20 protein-coding genes are annotated in these 19,713 nt (G+C 62.4%); 12 read left to right on the top strand and 8 right to left on the bottom strand.

What is annotated here, in order from left to right:
• Positions 1-70 precede the first annotated feature (70 nt).
• The 7 genes from ppk2 to FHT75_RS18320 form a co-directional block, all read right to left on the bottom strand.
• The gene (ppk2, locus tag FHT75_RS18290; RefSeq protein WP_028756039.1) at positions 71-985 is read right to left on the bottom strand and encodes a polyphosphate kinase 2; all 915 of its coding nucleotides are present in this window, start codon (positions 983-985) and stop codon (positions 71-73) included.
• 142 nt (positions 986-1,127) lie between these two features.
• Entirely contained in the window at positions 1,128-2,780 is a 1,653-nt protein-coding gene (locus FHT75_RS18295; protein WP_028756032.1) for a GMC oxidoreductase, read from the bottom strand.
• A gap of 84 nt (positions 2,781-2,864) precedes the next feature.
• Entirely contained in the window at positions 2,865-3,947 is a 1,083-nt protein-coding gene (locus tag FHT75_RS18300; protein ID WP_028756033.1) for an ABC transporter ATP-binding protein, read from the bottom strand.
• A gap of 7 nt (positions 3,948-3,954) precedes the next feature.
• Positions 3,955-4,839 carry a carbohydrate ABC transporter permease gene (locus FHT75_RS18305; protein WP_028756034.1) on the bottom strand — a complete coding sequence of 295 codons (885 nt, stop codon included), beginning with the start codon at positions 4,837-4,839 and terminating at the stop codon, positions 3,955-3,957.
• The gene (locus tag FHT75_RS18310; protein WP_028756035.1) at positions 4,839-5,726 is read right to left on the bottom strand and encodes a carbohydrate ABC transporter permease; all 888 of its coding nucleotides are present in this window, start codon (positions 5,724-5,726) and stop codon (positions 4,839-4,841) included. The genes FHT75_RS18305 and FHT75_RS18310 overlap by 1 nt, the downstream gene beginning before the upstream one ends.
• Before the next feature lie 102 nt (positions 5,727-5,828).
• Positions 5,829-7,061, bottom strand: coding sequence for an ABC transporter substrate-binding protein (locus tag FHT75_RS18315; RefSeq protein WP_183845110.1), 1,233 nt, complete (start codon positions 7,059-7,061; stop codon positions 5,829-5,831).
• 58 nt (positions 7,062-7,119) lie between these two features.
• Positions 7,120-8,073 (bottom strand): sugar phosphate isomerase/epimerase family protein, encoded by a 954-nt coding sequence (locus tag FHT75_RS18320; RefSeq protein ID WP_028756038.1) that lies wholly within the window; start codon positions 8,071-8,073, stop codon positions 7,120-7,122.
• Between the two features lie 222 nt (positions 8,074-8,295).
• On the opposite strand from FHT75_RS18320, the gene FHT75_RS18325 reads away from it, so the two are divergent.
• From FHT75_RS18325 to FHT75_RS18360, 8 genes are all read left to right on the top strand, one after another.
• Positions 8,296-9,366 (top strand): LacI family DNA-binding transcriptional regulator, encoded by a 1,071-nt coding sequence (locus FHT75_RS18325; protein WP_028756037.1) that lies wholly within the window; start codon positions 8,296-8,298, stop codon positions 9,364-9,366.
• Between the two features lie 171 nt (positions 9,367-9,537).
• Positions 9,538-9,969: an acetyl-CoA carboxylase biotin carboxyl carrier protein gene (locus tag FHT75_RS18330; RefSeq protein ID WP_097542524.1), complete on the top strand. Its 432-nt coding sequence runs from the start codon at positions 9,538-9,540 to the stop codon at positions 9,967-9,969.
• Entirely contained in the window at positions 9,969-11,354 is a 1,386-nt protein-coding gene (locus FHT75_RS18335) for an acetyl/propionyl/methylcrotonyl-CoA carboxylase subunit alpha (protein ID WP_028758235.1), read from the top strand. Before FHT75_RS18330 ends, FHT75_RS18335 begins: the two co-directional genes overlap by 1 nt.
• Entirely contained in the window at positions 11,351-11,776 is a 426-nt protein-coding gene (locus FHT75_RS18340) for an acetyl-CoA carboxylase biotin carboxyl carrier protein (protein WP_028758234.1), read from the top strand. The genes FHT75_RS18335 and FHT75_RS18340 overlap by 4 nt, the downstream gene beginning before the upstream one ends.
• Complete coding sequence (gene pxpB / locus FHT75_RS18345) at positions 11,773-12,480, top strand: 5-oxoprolinase subunit PxpB (RefSeq protein ID WP_097542525.1); 708 nt, start codon at positions 11,773-11,775, stop codon at positions 12,478-12,480. Before FHT75_RS18340 ends, pxpB begins: the two co-directional genes overlap by 4 nt.
• Positions 12,477-13,472, top strand: a complete 996-nt coding sequence (locus tag FHT75_RS18350; RefSeq protein WP_097542526.1) for a biotin-dependent carboxyltransferase family protein — start codon at positions 12,477-12,479, stop codon at positions 13,470-13,472. Before pxpB ends, FHT75_RS18350 begins: the two co-directional genes overlap by 4 nt.
• A gap of 37 nt (positions 13,473-13,509) precedes the next feature.
• Positions 13,510-14,277 carry a 5-oxoprolinase subunit PxpA gene (locus FHT75_RS18355; RefSeq protein ID WP_097542527.1) on the top strand — a complete coding sequence of 256 codons (768 nt, stop codon included), beginning with the start codon at positions 13,510-13,512 and terminating at the stop codon, positions 14,275-14,277.
• Between the two features lie 61 nt (positions 14,278-14,338).
• The gene (locus tag FHT75_RS18360) at positions 14,339-15,541 is read left to right on the top strand and encodes a pyridoxal phosphate-dependent aminotransferase (protein ID WP_097542663.1); all 1,203 of its coding nucleotides are present in this window, start codon (positions 14,339-14,341) and stop codon (positions 15,539-15,541) included.
• 11 nt (positions 15,542-15,552) lie between these two features.
• Here FHT75_RS18360 and nac read toward each other — a convergent pair whose 3' ends face one another.
• On the bottom strand, positions 15,553-16,512 hold the full coding sequence (gene nac / locus FHT75_RS18365) for a nitrogen assimilation transcriptional regulator NAC (RefSeq protein WP_028759096.1): 960 nt from the start codon (positions 16,510-16,512) through the stop codon (positions 15,553-15,555).
• Between the two features lie 182 nt (positions 16,513-16,694).
• On the opposite strand from nac, the gene FHT75_RS18370 reads away from it, so the two are divergent.
• From FHT75_RS18370 to FHT75_RS18385, 4 genes are read left to right on the top strand one after another with little or no spacing between them, the layout of a single operon-like run.
• Entirely contained in the window at positions 16,695-17,474 is a 780-nt protein-coding gene (locus FHT75_RS18370; protein WP_097542528.1) for an SDR family oxidoreductase, read from the top strand.
• On the top strand, positions 17,471-18,178 hold the full coding sequence (locus FHT75_RS18375) for an amino acid ABC transporter permease (RefSeq protein WP_097542529.1): 708 nt from the start codon (positions 17,471-17,473) through the stop codon (positions 18,176-18,178). Before FHT75_RS18370 ends, FHT75_RS18375 begins: the two co-directional genes overlap by 4 nt.
• Positions 18,175-18,933 (top strand): amino acid ABC transporter permease, encoded by a 759-nt coding sequence (locus tag FHT75_RS18380; RefSeq protein ID WP_028755771.1) that lies wholly within the window; start codon positions 18,175-18,177, stop codon positions 18,931-18,933. The genes FHT75_RS18375 and FHT75_RS18380 overlap by 4 nt, the downstream gene beginning before the upstream one ends.
• Positions 18,930-19,694 (top strand): amino acid ABC transporter ATP-binding protein, encoded by a 765-nt coding sequence (locus tag FHT75_RS18385; protein WP_028755772.1) that lies wholly within the window; start codon positions 18,930-18,932, stop codon positions 19,692-19,694. The genes FHT75_RS18380 and FHT75_RS18385 overlap by 4 nt, the downstream gene beginning before the upstream one ends.
• Positions 19,695-19,713: the final 19 nt, after the last annotated feature.

The following is a 19,713-nucleotide window of genomic DNA, read 5'->3' on the forward strand; positions in this document are numbered from 1 at the left end:
CCCCGATCGCTACGCCACGCTATTGCATGGCGTAGCGGCACAATTCTGGGCCGCCGATTGCGGTCCCACTTCAATAGCGCTCCGGCACGAGCATTTCAGCCGGAACCGGCGCCCTATTGTAATCGGCGTGACGGATGCGGTCCGGCAACTGGATCTCCGGTTTCGGAACATCCTCGTAAGGGATCTGCTCGAGAAGATGGGCGATGCAGTTCAACCGCGCCCGTTTCTTATCCACGGCCTGCACCACCCACCAGGGTGCATCCTTGGTGTGCGTGCGCGCCAGCATCTCTTCCTTGGCCTTGGTATATTCCTCCCAATGGACACGGCTCTCCATATCCATCGGCGAGAGCTTCCACTGCTTCAGCGGATCGTGGATGCGCATCTTGAAGCGGAATTCCTGCTCTTCGTCGGTGATCGAAAACCAGTACTTGATCAGCACGATCCCGGAACGGACCAGCATCCGCTCGAATTCAGGCACCGAGCGGAAGAATTCCTCGAGTTCATCAGGGGTGCAGAACCCCATGACGCGCTCGACACCGGCGCGATTGTACCAGCTTCGGTCGAAGAGCACCATTTCACCGGCTGTCGGAAGATGCGGGACATAACGCTGGAAATACCATTGATGCCGCTCCCGCTCGGTCGGGGCGGGCAGCGCGACCGTCCGGCATACGCGAGGATTAAGCCGCTGGGTCACGCGCTTGATCGCGCCTCCCTTGCCGGCCGAATCCCGACCTTCAAACAGTACCACCACTTTCAGCTTCTTATGCTGAACCCAGTCCTGCAGCCGCACCAGTTCATGCTGAAGCCGGAAAAGCTCCCGGAAGTAGATCTTTCGCTCGAGCGTCTGCTCCGCCGGTTCCGACATTCCTTTGGCGACCAGATCGTCCAGCCGGTCTTCCTCCATCTGCATTTCCAGCTCCTCATCGAAGCTGTCGGCGATTTCGGCCTTGATCCGGTTGAGCTGGTCCTGATGTGATTGCGACATGGCCTTTTCCTTTTGCTTCTTTTGACAGGAGCATGTCAGTGCGAAGTTTGTGTGACGACCACTTCGCGAAGACCAAAACGGCTACTTGCCTCTCTCGTTCCACGCACTCGACAGAAACAGGTGCCGAGTGGGATCAGTGCGTCTACAGCTGCCCTGCTCGGTACTGGTCGACAAGGTTCCGGCAGGCGCGGATCGTCAGGGCCATGACGGTGAGCGTCGTGCCGGCGATGCCGCTGCCGGGAAAGGCGCTGGCATCGGTGACGATCAGGTTCGGCGCATCCCACACCTGGTTGTAGGGATTGAGCACCGAAGCCTCCGGGGTTTCGCCCATGCGCGCGCCGCCCGTCTCATGAATGGCCGCGCCCATGCACATGGTCTTGCGGAACCATGTGCGGAACATGAAACGGCTGAAGGCATCGGCTTCGGGAAAGGCGCCTTTGCCCATCTCCTTGAGGCCGGTGGGCGAACCAATGAATTCGAGGTCGCCGCCGACCTCCTTGATCATGGCAATCAGCGTTTCTTCCTGCCTTTTGAGCAGCGCCTGCTCCTCCTCCTGCATGACGCAGCGGATATGCGGCACGGGAATGTTCCAGGCATCCCTGCGCTTGGCGTCGAGCGTGATGCGATTGTCGGCATAGGGCAGCATTCGGCCGAAACCAAAGAAGGCGAGACGCGCATCTGCGTCCGCGGAGACCGGCGCCCGGCCGACGCTTCCCTGGTAGTCGAAATCGCCGCGGGCGGCGTCGCCCTCGCCGAAGCGGGGAATGAAGATCCCGCCCGACGGATTGTAGAACGGGTCGGTCGGCGCGGACTCGTCCGTCGCCCAACCCTTGGCCTTCGAAAAGGAGCCGAACGCGAGACACGGAAGCTGATCCATGAAATAGCGGCCGAGGGCGCCCGAACCGTTGCCAAGCCCGCCCGGATGTTTCGCCGAAGCCGAATTCAACAGCAATCGCACGCTCTCTATCGGCGAGGCCGAAAGCACAACCATCGCAGCCCGCGCGGTCGATACTTCGCCCGTATTGCGATCGATGAACTCCGCGCCGGTGGCGCGGCCCGTCTTCTCATCCGTGGTGATGCGACGAACGACGGCGTCGTAGCGGACGCTCAGCTGGCCGGTCGCCTTTGCTTCGCGCAGCGGTCGCGGCATGCGGTCGGCATCGGGCGCGATATAACGCCAGGAGACGACGTTCCGCTCCGGCCAGCGGCTTTCCACCGCCTGCTTAAAGGTCTGTTCGGCCGGCGTCAGGCTGGCCGGCTTCGCATAGACGCCGTCCGGCAGTGTCGCCACATTGTCCTTGTTGCCGTAGAGCCCGAGATAGCCCTCAACCTCGTCGTAGAAAGGCGTCAGCTCTTCATAGGAGACCGGCCAGTCGATGCCCTTTCCCGTGCGCGAGCGGAGCTTGAAATCGTCGTCGGTCCAGCGCAGCAGCACCCGGCCGAAACTGTGGAGGCGCCCGCCGCCCTGGCGGCCGCGGATCCACAGGAAGGGCGCGCCCTTCGGCGTCGTATAGGGGTTCTTGCGGTCGTTGACGAAGAAATGGCTGAAACGCTCGGTGAAAAACGCCGCACGCGCCTGGATCGGCTGGCCCTTGAGAGTGGCGCGCGCGCGCTCCCAGATATTGATGCTGCTTGCCGGCGCCTTCTTGCGGGCGGGATCGAAATCCTTCGGCCCGACGGCGGGACCGGCCTCGAGCAGCAGCACCGACAGTCCTTGGGCCGTCAGTTCTTTGACCGCAAATGAACCCGCGGCGCCGGAGCCGATCACCAGCGCATCATAGACGATCTCAGCCATGTCTTTTCAAATCCTGTCCTGGAGGCAATCCTCAAAACGGCGCGAAACGCGCCCGGAATTGCGGGAAAACAAAGGGACGGCACATCACAGCCGCGATCCATCGGCGCCGAAGAGGGACGCCTTGGCGATATCGAGCCCGGGAGCCAGAGCATCACCGGGCTCAAGGGTCACGTCGCCCATCAGCCGGAGCGAGAGGCTTTGGTCTGCCCAGTCGAACCAGACAACAGCATCCGGGCCCATCGGCTCGACCACAGAAACGCGGCCGGGAATGGTGGGCAGGCCACTGGTGAACCCATCGAGCACAAGGTGTTCCGGGCGAAAGCCGAGTGTAGCCGGGCCGTCCGCCGCAACGGCACGGAAAGAATAACCGGAAAGATCGATGGTCAGCCCGTTACCCCGGAAGACCGGCGCCCCGACGCTGCGCTCGATCCGGCCCTCGATAAAATTCATCGCCGGAGCGCCGATGAAACCGGCAACGAACAGATTGGCCGGGCGGCGGTAGATCTCGGCCGGGGAGGCGAGCTGCTGGATCACGCCATCGCGCATGATGGCGATGCGGTCGGCAAGCGTCAGGGCCTCGACCTGGTCATGGGTGACATAGATCATCGTATTGCCGAGGCGCTGATGCAGCTTCTTGATTTCGACGCGCAATTCGTTGCGCAGTTTGGCGTCGAGGTTCGACAGCGGTTCGTCGAACAGGAAAACATCGACTTCGCGCACCAGCGCCCGGCCGATGGCGACGCGCTGGCGCTGGCCGCCCGAAAGCGCGGCCGGGCGCCGGTCGAGCAGCTTGTCGAGGTGGAGAAGGGCGGCGGTGCGGGCAACACGCGCCTCGATCTCGGATTTCGGCAGGCCGGCGACGCGAAGTCCGAAGGAGAGGTTTTTGCGCACCGACATGCGGGGATAGAGCGCGTAGGACTGGAAGACCATGCCGATGCCGCGATCCTTCGGCTCCTCCCAGCTGACGTTCTTGCCGGAGATCCAGACCTCACCTGATGTAATCTCCTGAAGGCCGGCAATGGCGTTCAGAAGCGTGGACTTGCCGCAGCCGGAAGGGCCGAGCAGCACCAGGAACTCTCGTGGCGCGATGTCGATCGACATCTTCTCGATCACCGTATGGTCGCCATAGGCGATCTTCAGATCCTTGACGGAGACGGCAGATTGCATGGAAGCGTTACCCCTTGACGGCGCCGGCCGCGATGCCGCGCACGAACCAGCGGCCGGACAGGAAATAGATGGCGAGCGGAACAATGGCGGTGAGGATGGTCGCCGCCATGTTCACGTTGTAGGTGCGCTCGCCCATCGTGGTGTTGACGATATTGTTGAGCTGCACGGTCATCGGCAGGTTGTCGCGCCCGGCAAAGACGAGACCGAGCAGGAAGTCGTTCCAGATGCCGGTGAACTGCAGCATGGAGACCACGACGACCATCGGTACGGCAATCGGCAGCATGATCTCGAAAAAGATGCGCCAGAAGCCCGCGCCGTCGACGCGCGCCGCCTTGCAGAGCTCTTCCGGCACGCTGACGAAATAGTTGCGGAAGAGCAGCGTCACCAACGGCAGGCCGAAGATGACATGCACGAGGATGATACCCGCCAACGAATTGTAGAGATCGATATTCGCCATCGCCCGGACCATCGGATAGAGGAAGATCTGGTAGGGGATGAGGCCGCCGGCCATCAGCAGACCGAAGAGCAGGTTTGCCCCGCGCGGCCGCCAAAGCGACAGCGCATAACCGTTGACGGCGCCGATGAAGACCGAGAGCGCGACCGAGGGAAGGGTGATCGCCACCGAATTCCAGAAGCCGCTGCGAATGCCGACGCAGACGGTTCCCATGCAGGCGCCCGACCAGGCGGTCATCCAGGCAGAGAAATCGAGCGTCGCCGGCAGGGAAAAGATCTGCCCGAGCCGGATTTCGTCCATGGACTTCAAGGAGGTGACGACCATGGTATAGAGCGGCAGAAGGAAGAACAGTGCGGCGACGACGAGGAAGGCATAGAGGCCGATGCGCCCGGCGGTGATCCGTGCCGGTTTCGGCCCGTTCGGATGAGGATCGGCCATCACGCGGCTCCCTTCGCTTTGTCGCGCATGTGCATGATGTAGCGGAATGGGGCGACGGCGATGATCACGCCGAGGACAAGCACCGTCGCGCCGGCTGTGGCGAGGCCGAGGTTCTGGCGTCCGAACAGATTGTCCATGATGAATTTCGCAGGCACCTCGGTCGCATTGCCGGGGCCGCCATTGGTCATGGCGACGACTATGTCATAGGTCTTGATCACGCCCATGGCGAGCAGCATGCCGGCGGCGGCCAGCGCCGGCCCGAGCTGCGGCAGGATGATCGAGACATAGATCCGCCAGACGGGAATGCCGTCGATCCGCGCCGCCTTCCACTGCTCGGCCTCGATGCCGCGCATGCCGGCGAGCGCAATGACCATGACCAGCCCCGCGCCCTGCCAGACGCCGGCAAGCACCAGCGCATAGATCGCCATGTCGCGGTTGACCACCCAGTCGAGGACGAAGCTTTCCCAGCCGAGCGAGCGCACGCTTGCCTGGATGCCGAGCGTCGGATTGAGCATCCATTGCCAGATCAGTCCCGTCACCACGAAGGACATGGCGTAGGGATAGAGGAATATGGTCCTGAAGGCGCTTTCGAAACGGATCTTGCGGTCCAGTGCTGCGGCCAGCAGGAAGCCGAGCAGCAGACAGCCTGCGACGTAAAGGACGCCGAAGATCAACACGTTTTGCAGCGATGCCAGCCATTTGGCGGAAGAGAAGAGCTTCGAATATTGGGCGAAGCCGACATAGCTCGAGGACGGAAAGAGCGTCGAATTGGTAAAGGACAGCCGGATCGACCAGGCCATGGTGCCGATGAAGACCACGACCGCAACGAACCATGTCGGCAGCAGCGCGATGGTGGCGGAAAGATTGGGCTTGCGTTTGACGGACATCGGCCAGCTCGTTGACGGAATGGAAAGCAGGGCTGGCGCCGCCGCGCGAGGCGGCGCCCGGCAGCTGTGGCGTCGGGTCAGACCGACGCCACAGTCACTATCCTACTCGAAGATGGCGAAGAAGTTTTCGGCCGCAGCGCCTGCATCGTTCGAGCCGCCGCTCCAATATTCGTCGACGAAATCGTCGAGCGCACCGACCTGCTGGGGCGTGAGTACGATCGCCTGATCCGGCACGATGGCGCCGGCGCTCATCAGCTCGACGCCCTTCTGGGCGCAGGCGTCCAGCTTCGACTTGTCGACGTCGGCGCGCATCGGAACCGAGCCCTTCTTGAGAGCAAATTCGACCTGGATGGTCGGGTCCATGACGACTTCGGCGAGCAGTTTCTGGGCCTTGTCGGTTTCGGCCTTGCCTGTTTTGGGGAACCAGAGGGCGTCGGCGATGTAGACCATGCCCTTCGACTCCGGAACGATCATGCAGCCGTAGTCCTTGCCCGGCTCCTTGCCGGCGACGGTGAATTCGCCTTTGGCCCAGTCGCCCATGAACTGCACGCCGGCTTTGGCGGTGATCAGCATGGCGGTCGCATCGTTCCAGTTGCGGCCGGCGGCACCCGCGTCGACATAGCCGCGCAGCTTACCGAGGACTGCAAGTGTCTTTTTCACGCCCTCGACCGATGCCGGGCTCTTGTCCTTGTCGACATAGATCTTCAGGAATCCGTCGATGCCGACCTGCGAGAGCAGGATCATGTTGAAGACCTTGGTCTGCTGCCAGGGCTGGCCGCCCCAGGCGACCGGAACCATACCGGCAGCCTTCAGCTTGTCGAGATCGGCAAAGAGCTCGTCCCAAGTCTTGGGCTCTTGCGCGATGCCGGCCTTGCCGAAGGCTTCCTTGGAATAAAAGAGCCAGCTTTCGCCATGGGCACCGGTCGGCGCAAGGTAGACCTTGCCGTCATAGGAGATGAGATCATGGATCGATTTCGGCAGGGCGTCGGCCCATTTGCCGCCGGCGGCCACGTCGTCGATCGGATTGAACAGGCCCTGGTTGATGAAATCGGCGGCAGCCAGCCCGATGACGCCCTGCTTGGCGCCGGGCGCGTCACCGGCGACGATGCGGTTCTGGAAGGCGGCATCGGCGGCGCCGAAGCCGGCGATCGAGGAATCCTTCCAGACGCCGCCGCGTTTTTCGAACTCGGTCTTGATGACGTTGAGGGCCGCCGCTTCGCCGCCCGACGTCCAGGACGACATGATCTCCATCGTCGGCTTGTCCTCGGCATGCGCCGAGGTCATGAGACCGGCGAATGCCACGCCGGCAAGAAAAAGCTTCATCATGGTCTTCATAGTTCCACCTCTTGAAAATGCCCTCTTTGCGGGGCGTTTGTTGTCGTCGGAATTGTTGTCAGCGATAGATCGGCAGGAGCGCCTGCCGGACGAGCGTGAGCCCGTTGGCGATGTCGCGGACGGGATCCGGCGCGGCATCGAGTTCGAGGATCGCCCAGCCTTCATAGGCCCGGTCGCGCAGCAGCCGGATCCAGGCCGGCCAGTCGACCCGTCCGAGGCCGAAGCTGCAGAAATAGGGCTGGTGGCGTTCATGGATATGCTTGTCGATCGGCGTGTCGGCGGGCATCGGGCCGATCGCATCCTTCCAGTGGGCGATGATCATGCGCTCGTGATGGCGATCGACGAGTTGGACGGGATCGGAGCCGGCAACGATGATGTGGGCGGTGTCCGGACACATGTGCACATAGGCCGGGTCGGTCAAAAGCATCATCAGATCGACGTCGCGCGCGGCGGCAAAGATCGAGTGCGCCTCGGTGTGCAGCGCCAGCCGTACGCCCCTGGCATGGAGGGTCGCGCCGAGCCGGTTCAGAAAATCGGCGATCACCTTGGCGCGGTCGAAATCATGGAACTGCACCGGCTGGGCGCCGAGCGTCTGGCGTAAGGGCGCGCCGATCACCATGATGTCGCTGCCGCAGGCTTTCAGGAAGTCGGCATAGCGTTCCGCCTTGTCGATCAGCGCGCGCTGGGCCGCGGGCTCGGCGAAGTCGCCGGCCGCCTCAAGTTCCGCAAAGAAACCGCTGCACAGCGTCAGACCGCGTGTTGACAGCTCGGCTGCGAAAGCATCGACGGAACCATAGGTCTTGATCGCGTCCTGCCAGTTGAAGGGAGAAAAGGTCAGCTCGACGCCGGTAACGCCGGAGGCCTGGACACTGTCGAGGATCTTGTCCCAGAAGGCCCGCGGCTCGGCGCGTGCATGGTCGACGATCGCATCGTGGCTGTCGACGCCCCAGAAGCCGGGATGGAAGAATGTCACGAGATCGACGCCGAAGCGCAGCCTATCGCCAGAAGCCATAACCTATCCATTTCTCGAGGCATGACCTACCCGCGTGCGGAAGGAGAGTTCCGCATCCAATAAGCCATGGATTTTCAACGCATTAAGAAATGGCAATCGTTTGCCATGACTAGATAATAGCCAAGCCGGTTTTTTAAGCAAGCGGTTTTTGGCAAACGTTTGCTAAAAACCGTCGCCTGTCCTAGAGTTGCAAATCGAAGCATCCGGGAGAATGAAATAAACATGAACAAAAACAAGGATGTGGCCGGAGAGGAACCATCGGGCGCTTTGATGGCCGATGTTGCCAGGCTCGCCGGTGTGGCGATATCGACGGTCAGCCGGGCGCTCGCCAATCCCGGACGGGTCAACGAGAAGACGCGCGCCAAGATCAATGCCGCAGCCAGGCAACTCGGCTACACCCCGAATGCGATGGCGCGCGGCCTCAGGGTCGGCAAATCCAACATCATCATGATCATCCTGCCGGGATCGCTCTATTACGGCGTCTCGCAGATCATTCCGCAGGTGCTGCAGAGCATCAACAAGTCGCTGATCCAGGGCGGCTATAACCTGATGATCGCCAACCTCGATCGCGACGAGATTTCCGAACGGCATATTCTCGACCTGGCATTCGGCGGCAGCGTGCGCGGCGCCATCATCCTGTCGTCGAAGCTTCCAGAGGTGGACGGGCGTTCGCTGGCGAATTCCGGCCTGCCGATCGTGTCGATGCTGCTCGACATGAGCGATGCCGGCCTGCAGAGCGTGGTCACCAACGACCGCGAGGCAGTGCGCGACGTCACGGCCGAACTGATCCGGCTGGGCCATCGACGGTTCTTCTATCTCGCCGGGCCTGAAGGCAATTATCACGATGTCGAGCGTTATGCCGGCGTGCTCGAGGCGCTCGAGGCGGCTGGCCTGTCCGACGAGCTGGTGCGCCGCTCGGGTGGTCATCTTGATTATCAACACGGCTTCGATATTGGAGTGCAGGCAGCGGACGATTTCGCGCAACTGACCGAGAAGCCGACAGCGGTGATCGCCACCAGCGACGACATGGCCATCTCATTTGTCAGCTGCATCCAGCGGGGGGGCTTGCGCATTCCCGATGATCTGTCCGTCGTCTCCTTCGACGGCTCGCCCGTCTGCGAATTCTCCTCACCGCCGCTCTCGACGATCGAGCAGCCGGTGGAAGAGATGGGACGCGCGGCGGTCGATCTGCTGCTCGACGCCATTGACCAGCGGCAAAAGACGGCGGAGGTCCGCACCGTCATCCGCAGCAGGCTTATCCTGCGGGAGAGCGTCGCCGCCCCGAAGAGCTGATGATGACGAAACCGGCCTCGCTGGCGAGATGCCCTATCGGGCGCTGATTGCACTCCATCAAAACTTCGTCTGACCCCATCAGTCTGCACGTCGTGCTACGAAAAATCACAACACCGAGCGACTTGCGATGTCAGGTCCGCGCGGTGGAATTCTGAAATTCCGAGCACGCACATGGACCTCTCGAAGATCAAGACGCTGATCGACTTTGTCGGACGATCGAACATTAGCGAGCTGACCGTGACTGAAAAGGACGTGACGGTGCGGATTTTCCGCACGTCGCCGGGTCAGGAGGCTGTTGCCGAGCCCTCGAAGGAGCCGGAATCGACGACAAATCCCGTCTCCCAAGCGCCTTCGAGCGTCAAGAAAACCTCCTATGCGGTAAAGGCGCCCGTCTTCGGCGTTCTGCACAAGGCCCCGGCGCCCGGGGAGCCGCCATTTGTCGCGATCGGTGACGCGGTGGAGGAGGGGCAGACGCTCTTCATCATCGAAGCGATGAAGGTCTTCAACACGATCGCCGCGCCGCGGTCCGGGCGCATCACGCACCTAACCCATATCGACAATGGCGAGGTCGAGACCGGCGACCTGCTCGCGGAGATTGGCTGATGCCGGAAACGCCTGAACAATCTGCGGCCGGCCGCTTCGATACCGTTCTGATCGCCAATCGCGGCGAGATCGCCGCCCGGATCCAGCGCGCCTGCCGCGAGCTCGGCCTCAAGACGGTCGCCATCTGTTCCGAGGCGGATAGGCAAGCGCCTTACGGCAGTACCGCCGACAGCTTTCTCTGCATCGGCCCGTCGAGCGCCGCCAAGAGCTATCTCAATCAGGACGCCATCCTTCTGGCGGCGCGTCTTGCCGGTGCGGGCGCCATCCATCCGGGTTACGGTTTTCTGTCGGAAAACGCCGCCTTCGCCGACGCCGTCGACAAGGCCGGGCTGATTTTCATCGGTCCGACCGCGTCATCGATTGCGATCATGGGCGATAAGATCTCGGCAAAGCGGGCGATGATGGCGGCCGGCGTACCCTGCGTTCCCGGCCCGGACACGGCGCTGCCCGACGACCCTGCCACCATCGAGCGCACAGCGCTGGAGATCGGATATCCCGTTATCATCAAGGCAGCCGGCGGTGGCGGCGGACGCGGCATGCGCGTCGTGCCAAAGGCCGATATGTTGCATGAAGCAATCGCGTTGACGCGGGAAGAGGCTCGCAAGGCCTTCGGCTCCCCCGCCCTCTACATGGAGAAATTCTTAGAGCATCCGCGCCACATCGAGATCCAGGTCATTTGCGACGATCACGGCAATGCCGTGTGGCTCGGACACCGGGATTGCTCGATGCAGCGCCGCCATCAGAAAGTGGTTGAGGAGGCGCCGGCGCCGGGGATCGCACCCGACATCATCCAGCCGGTCGGCATGGCCTGCGTGCAGGCCTGCCTTCAGATCGGCTACCGGGGGGTCGGAACTTTCGAATTTCTCTATGAGGACGGCGCCTTCTATTTCATCGAGATGAACACCCGACTTCAGGTCGAACATCCCGTCACCGAGATGACGAGCGGTGTCGATATCGTCCAGGCTCAAATCAGGGCGGCTCAGGGTCACGTTCTGGATCTCATCCAAGGCGATGTGACATGCGGAGGCCATTCCTTCGAATGCCGCATCAACGCCGAGGATCCGGAAACCTTCCTGCCGTCGGCGGGTGTCGTCACCCGTCTGGCCTTGCCCGAGGGACCAGGCATCCGTGTCGATACGCATATTCATGCCGGCTACAAGGTTTCGCCCTATTACGATTCGCTGATCGCCAAGCTGATCGTCCATGCGCCGACGCGGACCGAAGCGATGGCAAGAATGCGCGAAGCGCTTGCCGGCACCGAGGTCGAAGGGATTTCCACCAATATCCCCTTCCTGCGCGTTTTATTCGAGGACGACGCATTCGCGCGCGGTGAGACCGACATTCACTATCTCGAACAATGGCTGAAGCTGCGGAGGGCGGCATGAGCGCGATCGATTTCAGCGATCCGGCGACCATCGCATTGCTCACCGAGGCGCTGACGGCCGCCGGCGTGGACGGCCTTGAAATCTCCCGGCCGGGCGGACAGCTTCGTATCGTCGTCGCCGGAAAAAGCGGCGCCCGTGTCAGCTCGAGCGAAGCGACGCCACGCGCTCCCGGCTCAGCATCCGCCGTCGTAAAGGCGCCGATGGCGGGCCGCTTCTGTGTCGAGCATCCGGCCGACTCCGCCGCGCCGCAAAAACTGCCGCGCTCCGTATCCGATGCGGATATCGTCGGCTTCATCGGGGTAGGGCATATCCTGCTTCCCCTTCGCGCCGGCCGCTCCGGTGTTTTGACCAGGCTGCTCGCAGAACCCGGCGCGCCGGTCGGCTTCGGTGATCCTCTGTTCGAAATCGAGCTCCAGCCATGATCGTCACGACGAACAGACATGCATCGCAACGTGAGATCGTTCCGGCCACCAACAGCCGGGCGCGAGTTTCCTCGATCGGCGCCAGATCCTTCCTGCTCGAGGCACCAGGCGATTTCGACCTCGTTGCGCAGCGGCGGATCTGGGCTCTGTCCCAGACGGTGAAGAGCTGGCCGGACCTTGCGGAAAACATTCCCGGCATGACCAACCTGCTGGTGATCTTCAAGGAGACGCCCGAAGTTCCCGATACGATGGTCGCCCGGCTGCTGGAGGCATGGGAGAATGCGCGCAGCATCGATCTCAACGGCAAGACCATCGAGATCCCCGTCCATTACGGCGGCGAACATGCGACCGATCTTGCAGCCCTTTGCGATCTCTCGGGGCTCAGCGACCGCGAGGTCGTGCGCATCCATCATGAAGCGACCTACCGTGTCTTCGCCTTGGGCAGCGCTCCCGGTTTCGGTTATCTGCATGGCCTCGATCCGCGTATCTACATGCCGCGAAAGACCGTTCCCTCGTTGAAGATGCCGAAGGGCTGCGTGACCATCGGCGGCATGCAGACCGGCGTCGCCATGCTCACGGGTCCGAATGGCTGGAATTCCATCGGCTTTGCCACGCTTGAGATGTTCGACCCCACCTCGCCGAGCCCTGCCATGATGGCGCCGGGCGATACGGTGCGCTTCCTGCCGGCGAGGATCGAATTATGATCGAGATTTTGGAAAGCGGCCCGTTCAACACGGTGCAGGATCTTGGCCGCCCCGGCTATCGCGACATCGGCGTGTCGGCGAGCGGCGCCATGGATCCGCTGGCGGTCCGGATCGGCAACATTCTCGTCGGCAATGACGACAATGCGGCTGTGATCGAGGTGCAGACCTTCCCGTTCAGCCTGCGTTTCGAGCAGCGTGTGGTCTTTGCCGTGACCGGCGCCGACGGCAATCCTCATCTCAACGGATCGGAACTGCTTGCCTGGTGCGCCTATACGGCAGAGCCCGGAGAGGTTCTCGAACTGAAGCAGCCGCCGCGGCTCGCACGTGCCTATATTTCGCTCGGAGGCGGGCTGGATATTCCCGTTGTCATGGGTTCGCGCAGCACGTCGCTGCGCGGTGGTTTCGGTGGCAATGCCGGCCGGCCTCTGGCGAAGGGCGATCGGATCGCGGTCGGCGAGGACGCCGAGATCGCCATGCTGCCGGCCTCGGGTCTCGCCGTCGTCGAACCGGCCGTGGCACTGCGCGATGTCTTCCCCGCACCTGTCGACGGCGCATTGACGATCCGCGCGCTGCCGGCCGGCGAGCATGATCTTTTCGCCGGAGATGGCGAAGCCTTCTGGAGCCAGACCTGGAGGATTTCCTCCCGCAGCGACCGGACGGGCTATCGCCTGTCCGGCGAACCGATCAAGCCGACGGCGTCCATCGAGATGCGCTCCCACGGCGTCGTGCCCGGCGTGATCCAGGTTCCGCCCGGTGGCGAACCGATCGTGCAGATGAGCGATGCGAACACCGCCGGCGGCTATCCGAAGATCGCTGGCGTGATCGAATGCGACCTGTGGCGGCTCGGCCAAGCCCGCATCGGCGCCCGCCTGCGCTTCGTTCGCTCGACGCATGCGGAGGCCCGCGCGGTGGAACAGGCAGTCGCCCGCTATGTCGGCGACGTCAGGCAGACATGCCGGATGGTCAAGCGCGCCCTGAAGGCGATGGCCTAATGGGTGTCTCCCAAAAGGCCGTCAAAAGGAGGAACCGATGAAGATCGATCTGAATTCCGACATGGGCGAAGGATTTGGCCCCTACCGGCTGTGCGACGACGAAGCGATGATGAAACTCGTCTCGTCGGCCAACATCGCCTGCGGTTTCCACGGCGGCGACCCCGAGATCATGGGGCGCATGGTCCGGCTCGCGAAGCTGAACGGCGTCGGCATCGGCGCGCATCCCGGCCTGCCTGATCGGCTCGGCTTCGGCCGGCGCGAAATACCGTTTCCGGCAGACGAGCTTCGCCAGCAGATGCTCTATCAGCTCGGCGCACTGATGGCGATCGCCAAAGCCGAGGGTGTCACTGTCTCCCATATCAGCTTCCACGCGGCGATGGGCAATATGGTCAATCGCGATCCTGTGCTAGCCGACCTGATGATGGATGCAATCGCCACGGTCGATGCCGGTCTCGTCGTCTTCGTCACCCATGGCAGCGAGATTCAGCAGGCGGCGAAACGCGCGCGTTTGAAGACGCTGGCGCTTTTCCTCGCCGACCGGGCCTATGACGCCGGCGGGAAACTCGTCGCGCGCGGGCTGCCTGGGGCCGTCATTAAGGATGAAGCCGCCGTACGTGCGCGTGTCCGACAATTCCTGCTCGACGGAACCGTTCAGACGATCGACGGAGCCGTAATCGCCATGCCGGCCCGCTCCATTCTCGTCCACAGCGACACGCCGGGCGCCCTGGAACTTGCCGGCATCGTGCGCGGCGAGATCGAAGCCACGGGTGCCGCGCTCGCGCCCGCCGCCGAACTCGCCGACTGACGCAATCCCGATCGCCTGCGGGCGGTCTCCCGTTCCCATCTCTCATCGAAGGACCATGTCGATGTCCGTCATCGCTGACCGCCTGAAAAACGTCTCCATCTCCGCATCCGCCGCCATGACCCAGCGCGCCAGGGAACTTGCCGCCAAGGGCATCAAGGTCGTCAGCCTGTCATCCGGCGAGCCGGATTTCCCCACCCCGGCGCACGCAATCGAAGCGGCCCATGCGGCAGCTCTTGCCGGCGATACGAAATATCCGCCGATGGACGGCACGCCGGCGCTGAAGGCCGCCATCATCCGGAAGTTCAAACGCGACAATAATCTCGACTACGATGCCAGCCAGATCGTCGTCTCCGGCGGCGGCAAGCAGGTGATCTTCAATGCCATGCTGGCCACCTGCAATCCGGGCGACGAGGTCGTTATTCCCACGCCCTCCTGGGTCAGCTATGCCGATATCGTCAAATTCGCCGGCGGCGTCCCGGTTCCGGTCCCCTGCTACGAGCAGGCCGGCTTCAAGCTGCGTCCGGAGGATCTGGAGGCGGCGATCACGCCGCGCACCAAATGGCTCTTCCTGAATTTCCCGAACAATCCCACCGGCGCGGCCTGCTCCCGGGCGGAGATGGCCGCCATCGCCGAGGTCATGCTGCGCCATCCCAACGTCTGGATCATGACCGACGACATCTACGAACACCTGGTCTATGACGACTTCCAGTTCTGCACGATCGCCGAAGTCGAGCCCAGGCTCTATGAGCGCGTTTTAACGATGAACGGCGTCTCCAAGGCTTACGCGATGACAGGCTGGCGGCTCGGCTTCTGCGCCGGGCCGAAAGACCTGATCTCCGCCGTCAGCAACGTCAACGGCCAGAATGGCGGCGGTATCGCGACGCTGACGCAGGCTGCGGCGACCGCGGCGCTTGATGGTCCTCAGGATCTCTTGAAGGAGCGTGCCGCGATCTACAAGGAAAGACGCGACTTCGTCCTCGACAGATTGTCTGAGGTGGAAGGGCTGCGGTGCCATCGGCCCGAAGGCGCCTTCTACATCTACCCCAATATCTCCGGGCTGATCGGCAAGACCAGCAAGGGCGGGCGAAAGATCGAGACCGACGTCGATTTCGTCATGGCACTCGTCGAAGAGCATCATGTCGCGACCGTGCAAGGGGCGGCTTACGGAATGAGCCCCTTCTTCCGTATTTCCTATGCGACCAGCATGGAAAAGCTCGGCGAAGGCTGCGCGCGCATAGCTCAGTTCTGCAGGGATATGCGCTGAGCGTAGCCCCCTCAGACTTTCAGCCGTGCCGTCAGCTCGAGAAGGATGTCGCGGACGGCAAGGGCCGGTTCCGACAGGGGATTCTGGTCGGAAACGCATAGCGACAGAGTTTCCTCGATCCGTGGTGAGACGAGCCGGCAGATCAGCGGCTCGCTCGATTCCGACACGATACGATCGGCAATGGCTTTCGGCATGATCGTCGCGCCGAGGCCGCTGCCGACCGCGCGGGCCAGCGTGCGGACGATTTCGACTTCGGCCACGACCTTCAGATTGGTGCGGGTGCGCGTGAAGGCGGTGTCGACTGCGCGGCGGACGAAATTATAGGCCGGCGGCAACAGCAGCGGTATTCCGTCGAGCGCATTGACCGGAACGGGTTTCGCATCCGCTTCGATCGCAAAGTCGCGATGCGCGACAAGAAAAAACTCTTCGCTGAGGATCGGTTCGAACCGGACGCCCTTGATCGGTCCGGTTCCGTGGAGAAGCGCCATCTCCAGCCGGCCGTTCATGATCATCTGGCTATAGGTCTGCCCGACGCTTTCGGTCAGATGCAGCAGGATGCCGGGATGGCGTTTACGGGTCTCCGCCAGGAGGTCGACCGATAGCGTGGCGGCACTGCTGAACGGCACGAGACCGACCGAGACGCGCCCGGCAAGCGAATTGCCGGCTGCCGACGCATCCGCTTGCGCCTGCTCCATCTGCCGAAGGATGATCTGCGCATGGCGATACACCGCATGCCCCGCATCGGTCATGCTGACGCCCTGCTGGCTGCGGATCAGCAGCTTGTGGCCGAAATGTTCCTCCAGTGCCGCAAGCTGCTGGCTGAGGGCGGGTTGGGCAATGTGCAAAAGATCCGCCGCTCGCGTGATGCTGCCGCTGTCGACGATCACGATGAAAGATTTGAGGCGTCTGATGTCCATGAGGATCGGGGTACCGTTCTGATGTGCGTGGCTTACATGTTTGCAGACGCGCAATGCTTTTGCAACGCGACACGGTCTCTGACAGCCCGAGGGACCGGTGATGCCGACATCACCTGTTTCTCTTCTTCGGCAGCCGTCTCGCCTCCATAACCGTTGCTTATTGCTCCAGAGATAATCGGTCTTAGGCAAGGGGTTAAAGCTTCGCTACTGTCTCGATCAACAACAAGGGAACGACAATGCCATTCTCCGACTACAAGACCGCACTGGTGACCGGCGCATCCTCCGGTATCGGCGCAGCCGTGGTTGAGCGGCTCCGCCGGGAGAACATCGAGGTCCATGCCATTGCCCGCAGCGCCGACGCGCTGCAGCAGCTGGCCGCACGCACGGGCTGCATCGCCCATGTCACCGATGTGACCGACCGTCAGGCCATGGCCGAGCTCACCCGCCGGGTGGAGTTCGATATTCTCGTCAACAATGCCGGCGTCGATCGGCCGAAGAAGTTCCTGGAAGCCGAAGAGGGCGATATCGATCTCATCGTCGACGTCAATCTCCGCGCAGTCCTGCATCTCTGCCGCCTGGTCGTGCCCGGCATGGTGGCGCGGGATCGCGGGCATGTCATCAACATCTCGTCGATCGCCGGCGCCTATAATTTCGGTGGCAACTCGTCCTATCACGCCACCAAGGCAGGGGTGAGCATGCTGTCCAACCAGCTGCGCATCGACGCCTTCGGCAAGCGGGTGCGGGTCACGGAAATCTGCCCCGGCCGGGTCGCCACGGATATTTTCAATCACGTCCACGGCGATGACCCGAGCATCCGCGAACGGTTCATCGACGGCTTCGAACTGCCGCAGGCAGCCGATATAGCAGACGCGATTGCCTTCGCCATCGCAGCCCCCGTCGCCGTCAACATCGGACACATGGAGATCACGCCGACACTGCAGGTCATGGGTGGCCTGCAGACGGCAAAGCCCCAGACTCCGGCAAAGACGGCTCAATCCGGGGAGCCAAATCCGTGAGCGGTTTCGACCTTTCGGCAATCCTGGCAAATCCGGAATATACCGCCATGCTGCTGCATGGCATCGAGATGACCTTCATCATCTATGCCGGTTCCTGGTCGATGGCGATGGTGCTGGCGCTTCTGCTGCTGGCTTTGCGTTTGTCGCCCTTTCGCTTTGGCGATCCGTTAGTCGCCGCTTACGTCTCCTATCACCGCAACGTCCCCACCCTGGTTCAGCTGATGCTGTGGTATTTCGGGATTTTCACCCTGATGCCAAGCGGGGTGTCGTCGTGGCTCGCCATCCATAATGCCGAGGCCATTTTCGCGGTGATCGGGCTCGGCCTCTGCCAGGCGGCTTATTTCAGCGAGGATCTTCGGTCGGGCGTGCGCTCGGTCAGCCCCGGCCAGATGCAGGCGGCCCGCGCCCTCGGCCACGGTTATATCTCGGCGATGCGTTTCGTCATCATGCCGCAGGGCGTGCGCAACGCATTGCCGCCGCTCATCAATCACAGCGTTTCCCTGTTCAAGAACAGCAGTCTGGCCGTCGTCATCGGGGCCTCGGAACTGACGCATGCCGTCAAGGAAATCGAGAACCTCAGCTTCCGGACCTTCGAGATCTACCTGATCGGCACGGTTCTCTACCTTTTCTTCTCGCTCGTGATCATGAGCATCGGCGCCTATGTATCGATGCGCACCGATCCTGCCAGGAGTGCGCGCGCATGATCCACGACATGATCGCCATCGTCCGGGACTACTGGCTGCTGCTCTTGATCGGCCAATATCCGAACGGACCGCTCGGCGGGCTCGCCAACACGCTGATCCTGTCGGCGCTCAGCATCGCTCTCGCCTTTCCGGTCAGCATCCTCTTCGCATTGGCGCGGCTCTCCAAGTCGGCGCTGCTGCGCTGGCCGGTCACGGCACTCGTCTATTTCACCCGGGGCGTGCCGCTGTTGATGCTCATCCTGTGGAGCTATTTCCTGGTTCCGCTCATGACCGGCGCCGATGTGCCGAGCTTCGTCACGATGTTGACGACGCTCGTTGTCTATCAAAGCGCGTTCCTGAGCGAAGTGGTCCGTGCCGGCATCGTCGCGCTCGGACCGGGCCAGATGGATGCGGGGCGTGCGCTTGGCCACAGCTATATCGGTGCAATGCGCTTCATCATCCTGCCGCAGGCGCTCTACAACATGATCCCGAGCATCATCTCCACCTTCGTCTCGACGATCAAGGACACGACGCTCGGCTACGTGATCAACGTGCCGGACCTGACCTTTGCCGCAAGCCAGGTCAACAACCAGCTGCTGACGCAGCCTTTCCAGGTCTTCCTCATCCTGGCGATCGTCTACTTCGCCATCTGCTGGACGCTCACCCACTTCGCAAATCGCCTCGAGCGGCGCATCACGCGGCGGCGTGCGGGACTTTCCGGCCTTCCCGCCGCCTCTCTGGTCGCGCCATCGAAAATCATCTCGGAGCAGCTATGACCATGACAGTCCCAGCACAGGAACAGCAGACGATCCGGCTTTCCCAGGTCTGCAAGAGCTACGGCGACTATCCGGTCCTCAAGGATATCGATGCGCAGGTGGCGCGTGGCGAGGTCGTGGTCATCTGCGGACCGTCCGGCTCGGGGAAATCGACGCTGATCCGCACGATCAATCGCCTCGAAGAGATCAACAGCGGCTCGATCACGCTCGACGGGCAAAACATTCACGCCGCCATGCGGGCAAAGGAACTCAACGCGCTGCGCAGCCGGATCGGCTTTGTGTTTCAGAACTTCAACCTGTTTCCGCATCTTTCGGTGGTCGAAAACGTGTCGATGTCGCCGATCCGGGTGAAAGGCGTGGCGCCCGACGTCGCCGAGGAGAAGGCGCTCAAGCTTCTCGATCGGGTCGGTCTTGCCGACAAGGCCCGGGCCTATCCCGGTCAGCTGTCAGGCGGCCAGCAGCAGCGGGTGGCGATCGCCCGCGCCCTTGCCATGGAACCGCCGGTCATGCTGTTCGACGAGCCGACCAGCGCACTCGATCCCGAAATGGTCGGCGAAGTGCTCGCCGTCATGAAGAGCCTGGCGTCCGAAGGCATGACCATGCTCTGCGTCACCCATGAAATGGGTTTCGCGCGCGACGTCGCGGATCGGATCTGGTTCATCGATGCCGGCCAGATCATCGAAATGGCGACACCCGAAGAATTCTTCAACAATCCACGCCATCCCCGGGCTCAGCGTTTTCTCGCTGATCTCCGGCATTGATACCAACCACCAAAAACAA

The sequence above is a fragment of the Rhizobium sp. BK112 genome (assembly GCF_014193215.1).
Classification (GTDB): Bacteria; Pseudomonadota; Alphaproteobacteria; order Rhizobiales; family Rhizobiaceae; genus Rhizobium; species Rhizobium anhuiense.

Bases quoted from the DNA above. Each gene is read 5' to 3' on its own strand.
- FHT75_RS18355 (WP_097542527.1), top strand. From the start codon at position 13,510: ATGAAGATCGATCTGAATTCCGACATGGGCGAAGGATTTGGCCCCTAC.
- ppk2 (WP_028756039.1), bottom strand. From the start codon at position 985: ATGTCGCAATCACATCAGGACCAGCTCAACCGGATCAAGGCCGAAATC.
- FHT75_RS18335 (WP_028758235.1), top strand. From the start codon at position 9,969: ATGCCGGAAACGCCTGAACAATCTGCGGCCGGCCGCTTCGATACCGTT.
- FHT75_RS18310 (WP_028756035.1), bottom strand. From the start codon at position 5,726: ATGTCCGTCAAACGCAAGCCCAATCTTTCCGCCACCATCGCGCTGCTG.
- FHT75_RS18330 (WP_097542524.1), top strand. From the start codon at position 9,538: ATGGACCTCTCGAAGATCAAGACGCTGATCGACTTTGTCGGACGATCG.
- FHT75_RS18370 (WP_097542528.1), top strand. From the start codon at position 16,695: ATGCCATTCTCCGACTACAAGACCGCACTGGTGACCGGCGCATCCTCC.
- FHT75_RS18360 (WP_097542663.1), top strand. From the start codon at position 14,339: ATGTCCGTCATCGCTGACCGCCTGAAAAACGTCTCCATCTCCGCATCC.
- FHT75_RS18325 (WP_028756037.1), top strand. From the start codon at position 8,296: ATGAACAAAAACAAGGATGTGGCCGGAGAGGAACCATCGGGCGCTTTG.
- FHT75_RS18305 (WP_028756034.1), bottom strand. From the start codon at position 4,839: ATGGCCGATCCTCATCCGAACGGGCCGAAACCGGCACGGATCACCGCC.
- FHT75_RS18340 (WP_028758234.1), top strand. From the start codon at position 11,351: ATGAGCGCGATCGATTTCAGCGATCCGGCGACCATCGCATTGCTCACC.
- pxpB (WP_097542525.1), top strand. From the start codon at position 11,773: ATGATCGTCACGACGAACAGACATGCATCGCAACGTGAGATCGTTCCG.
- FHT75_RS18385 (WP_028755772.1), top strand. From the start codon at position 18,930: ATGACCATGACAGTCCCAGCACAGGAACAGCAGACGATCCGGCTTTCC.
- FHT75_RS18295 (WP_028756032.1), bottom strand. From the start codon at position 2,780: ATGGCTGAGATCGTCTATGATGCGCTGGTGATCGGCTCCGGCGCCGCG.
- FHT75_RS18320 (WP_028756038.1), bottom strand. From the start codon at position 8,073: ATGGCTTCTGGCGATAGGCTGCGCTTCGGCGTCGATCTCGTGACATTC.
- FHT75_RS18300 (WP_028756033.1), bottom strand. From the start codon at position 3,947: ATGCAATCTGCCGTCTCCGTCAAGGATCTGAAGATCGCCTATGGCGAC.
- FHT75_RS18350 (WP_097542526.1), top strand. From the start codon at position 12,477: ATGATCGAGATTTTGGAAAGCGGCCCGTTCAACACGGTGCAGGATCTT.
- FHT75_RS18380 (WP_028755771.1), top strand. From the start codon at position 18,175: ATGATCCACGACATGATCGCCATCGTCCGGGACTACTGGCTGCTGCTC.
- FHT75_RS18315 (WP_183845110.1), bottom strand. From the start codon at position 7,061: ATGAAGACCATGATGAAGCTTTTTCTTGCCGGCGTGGCATTCGCCGGT.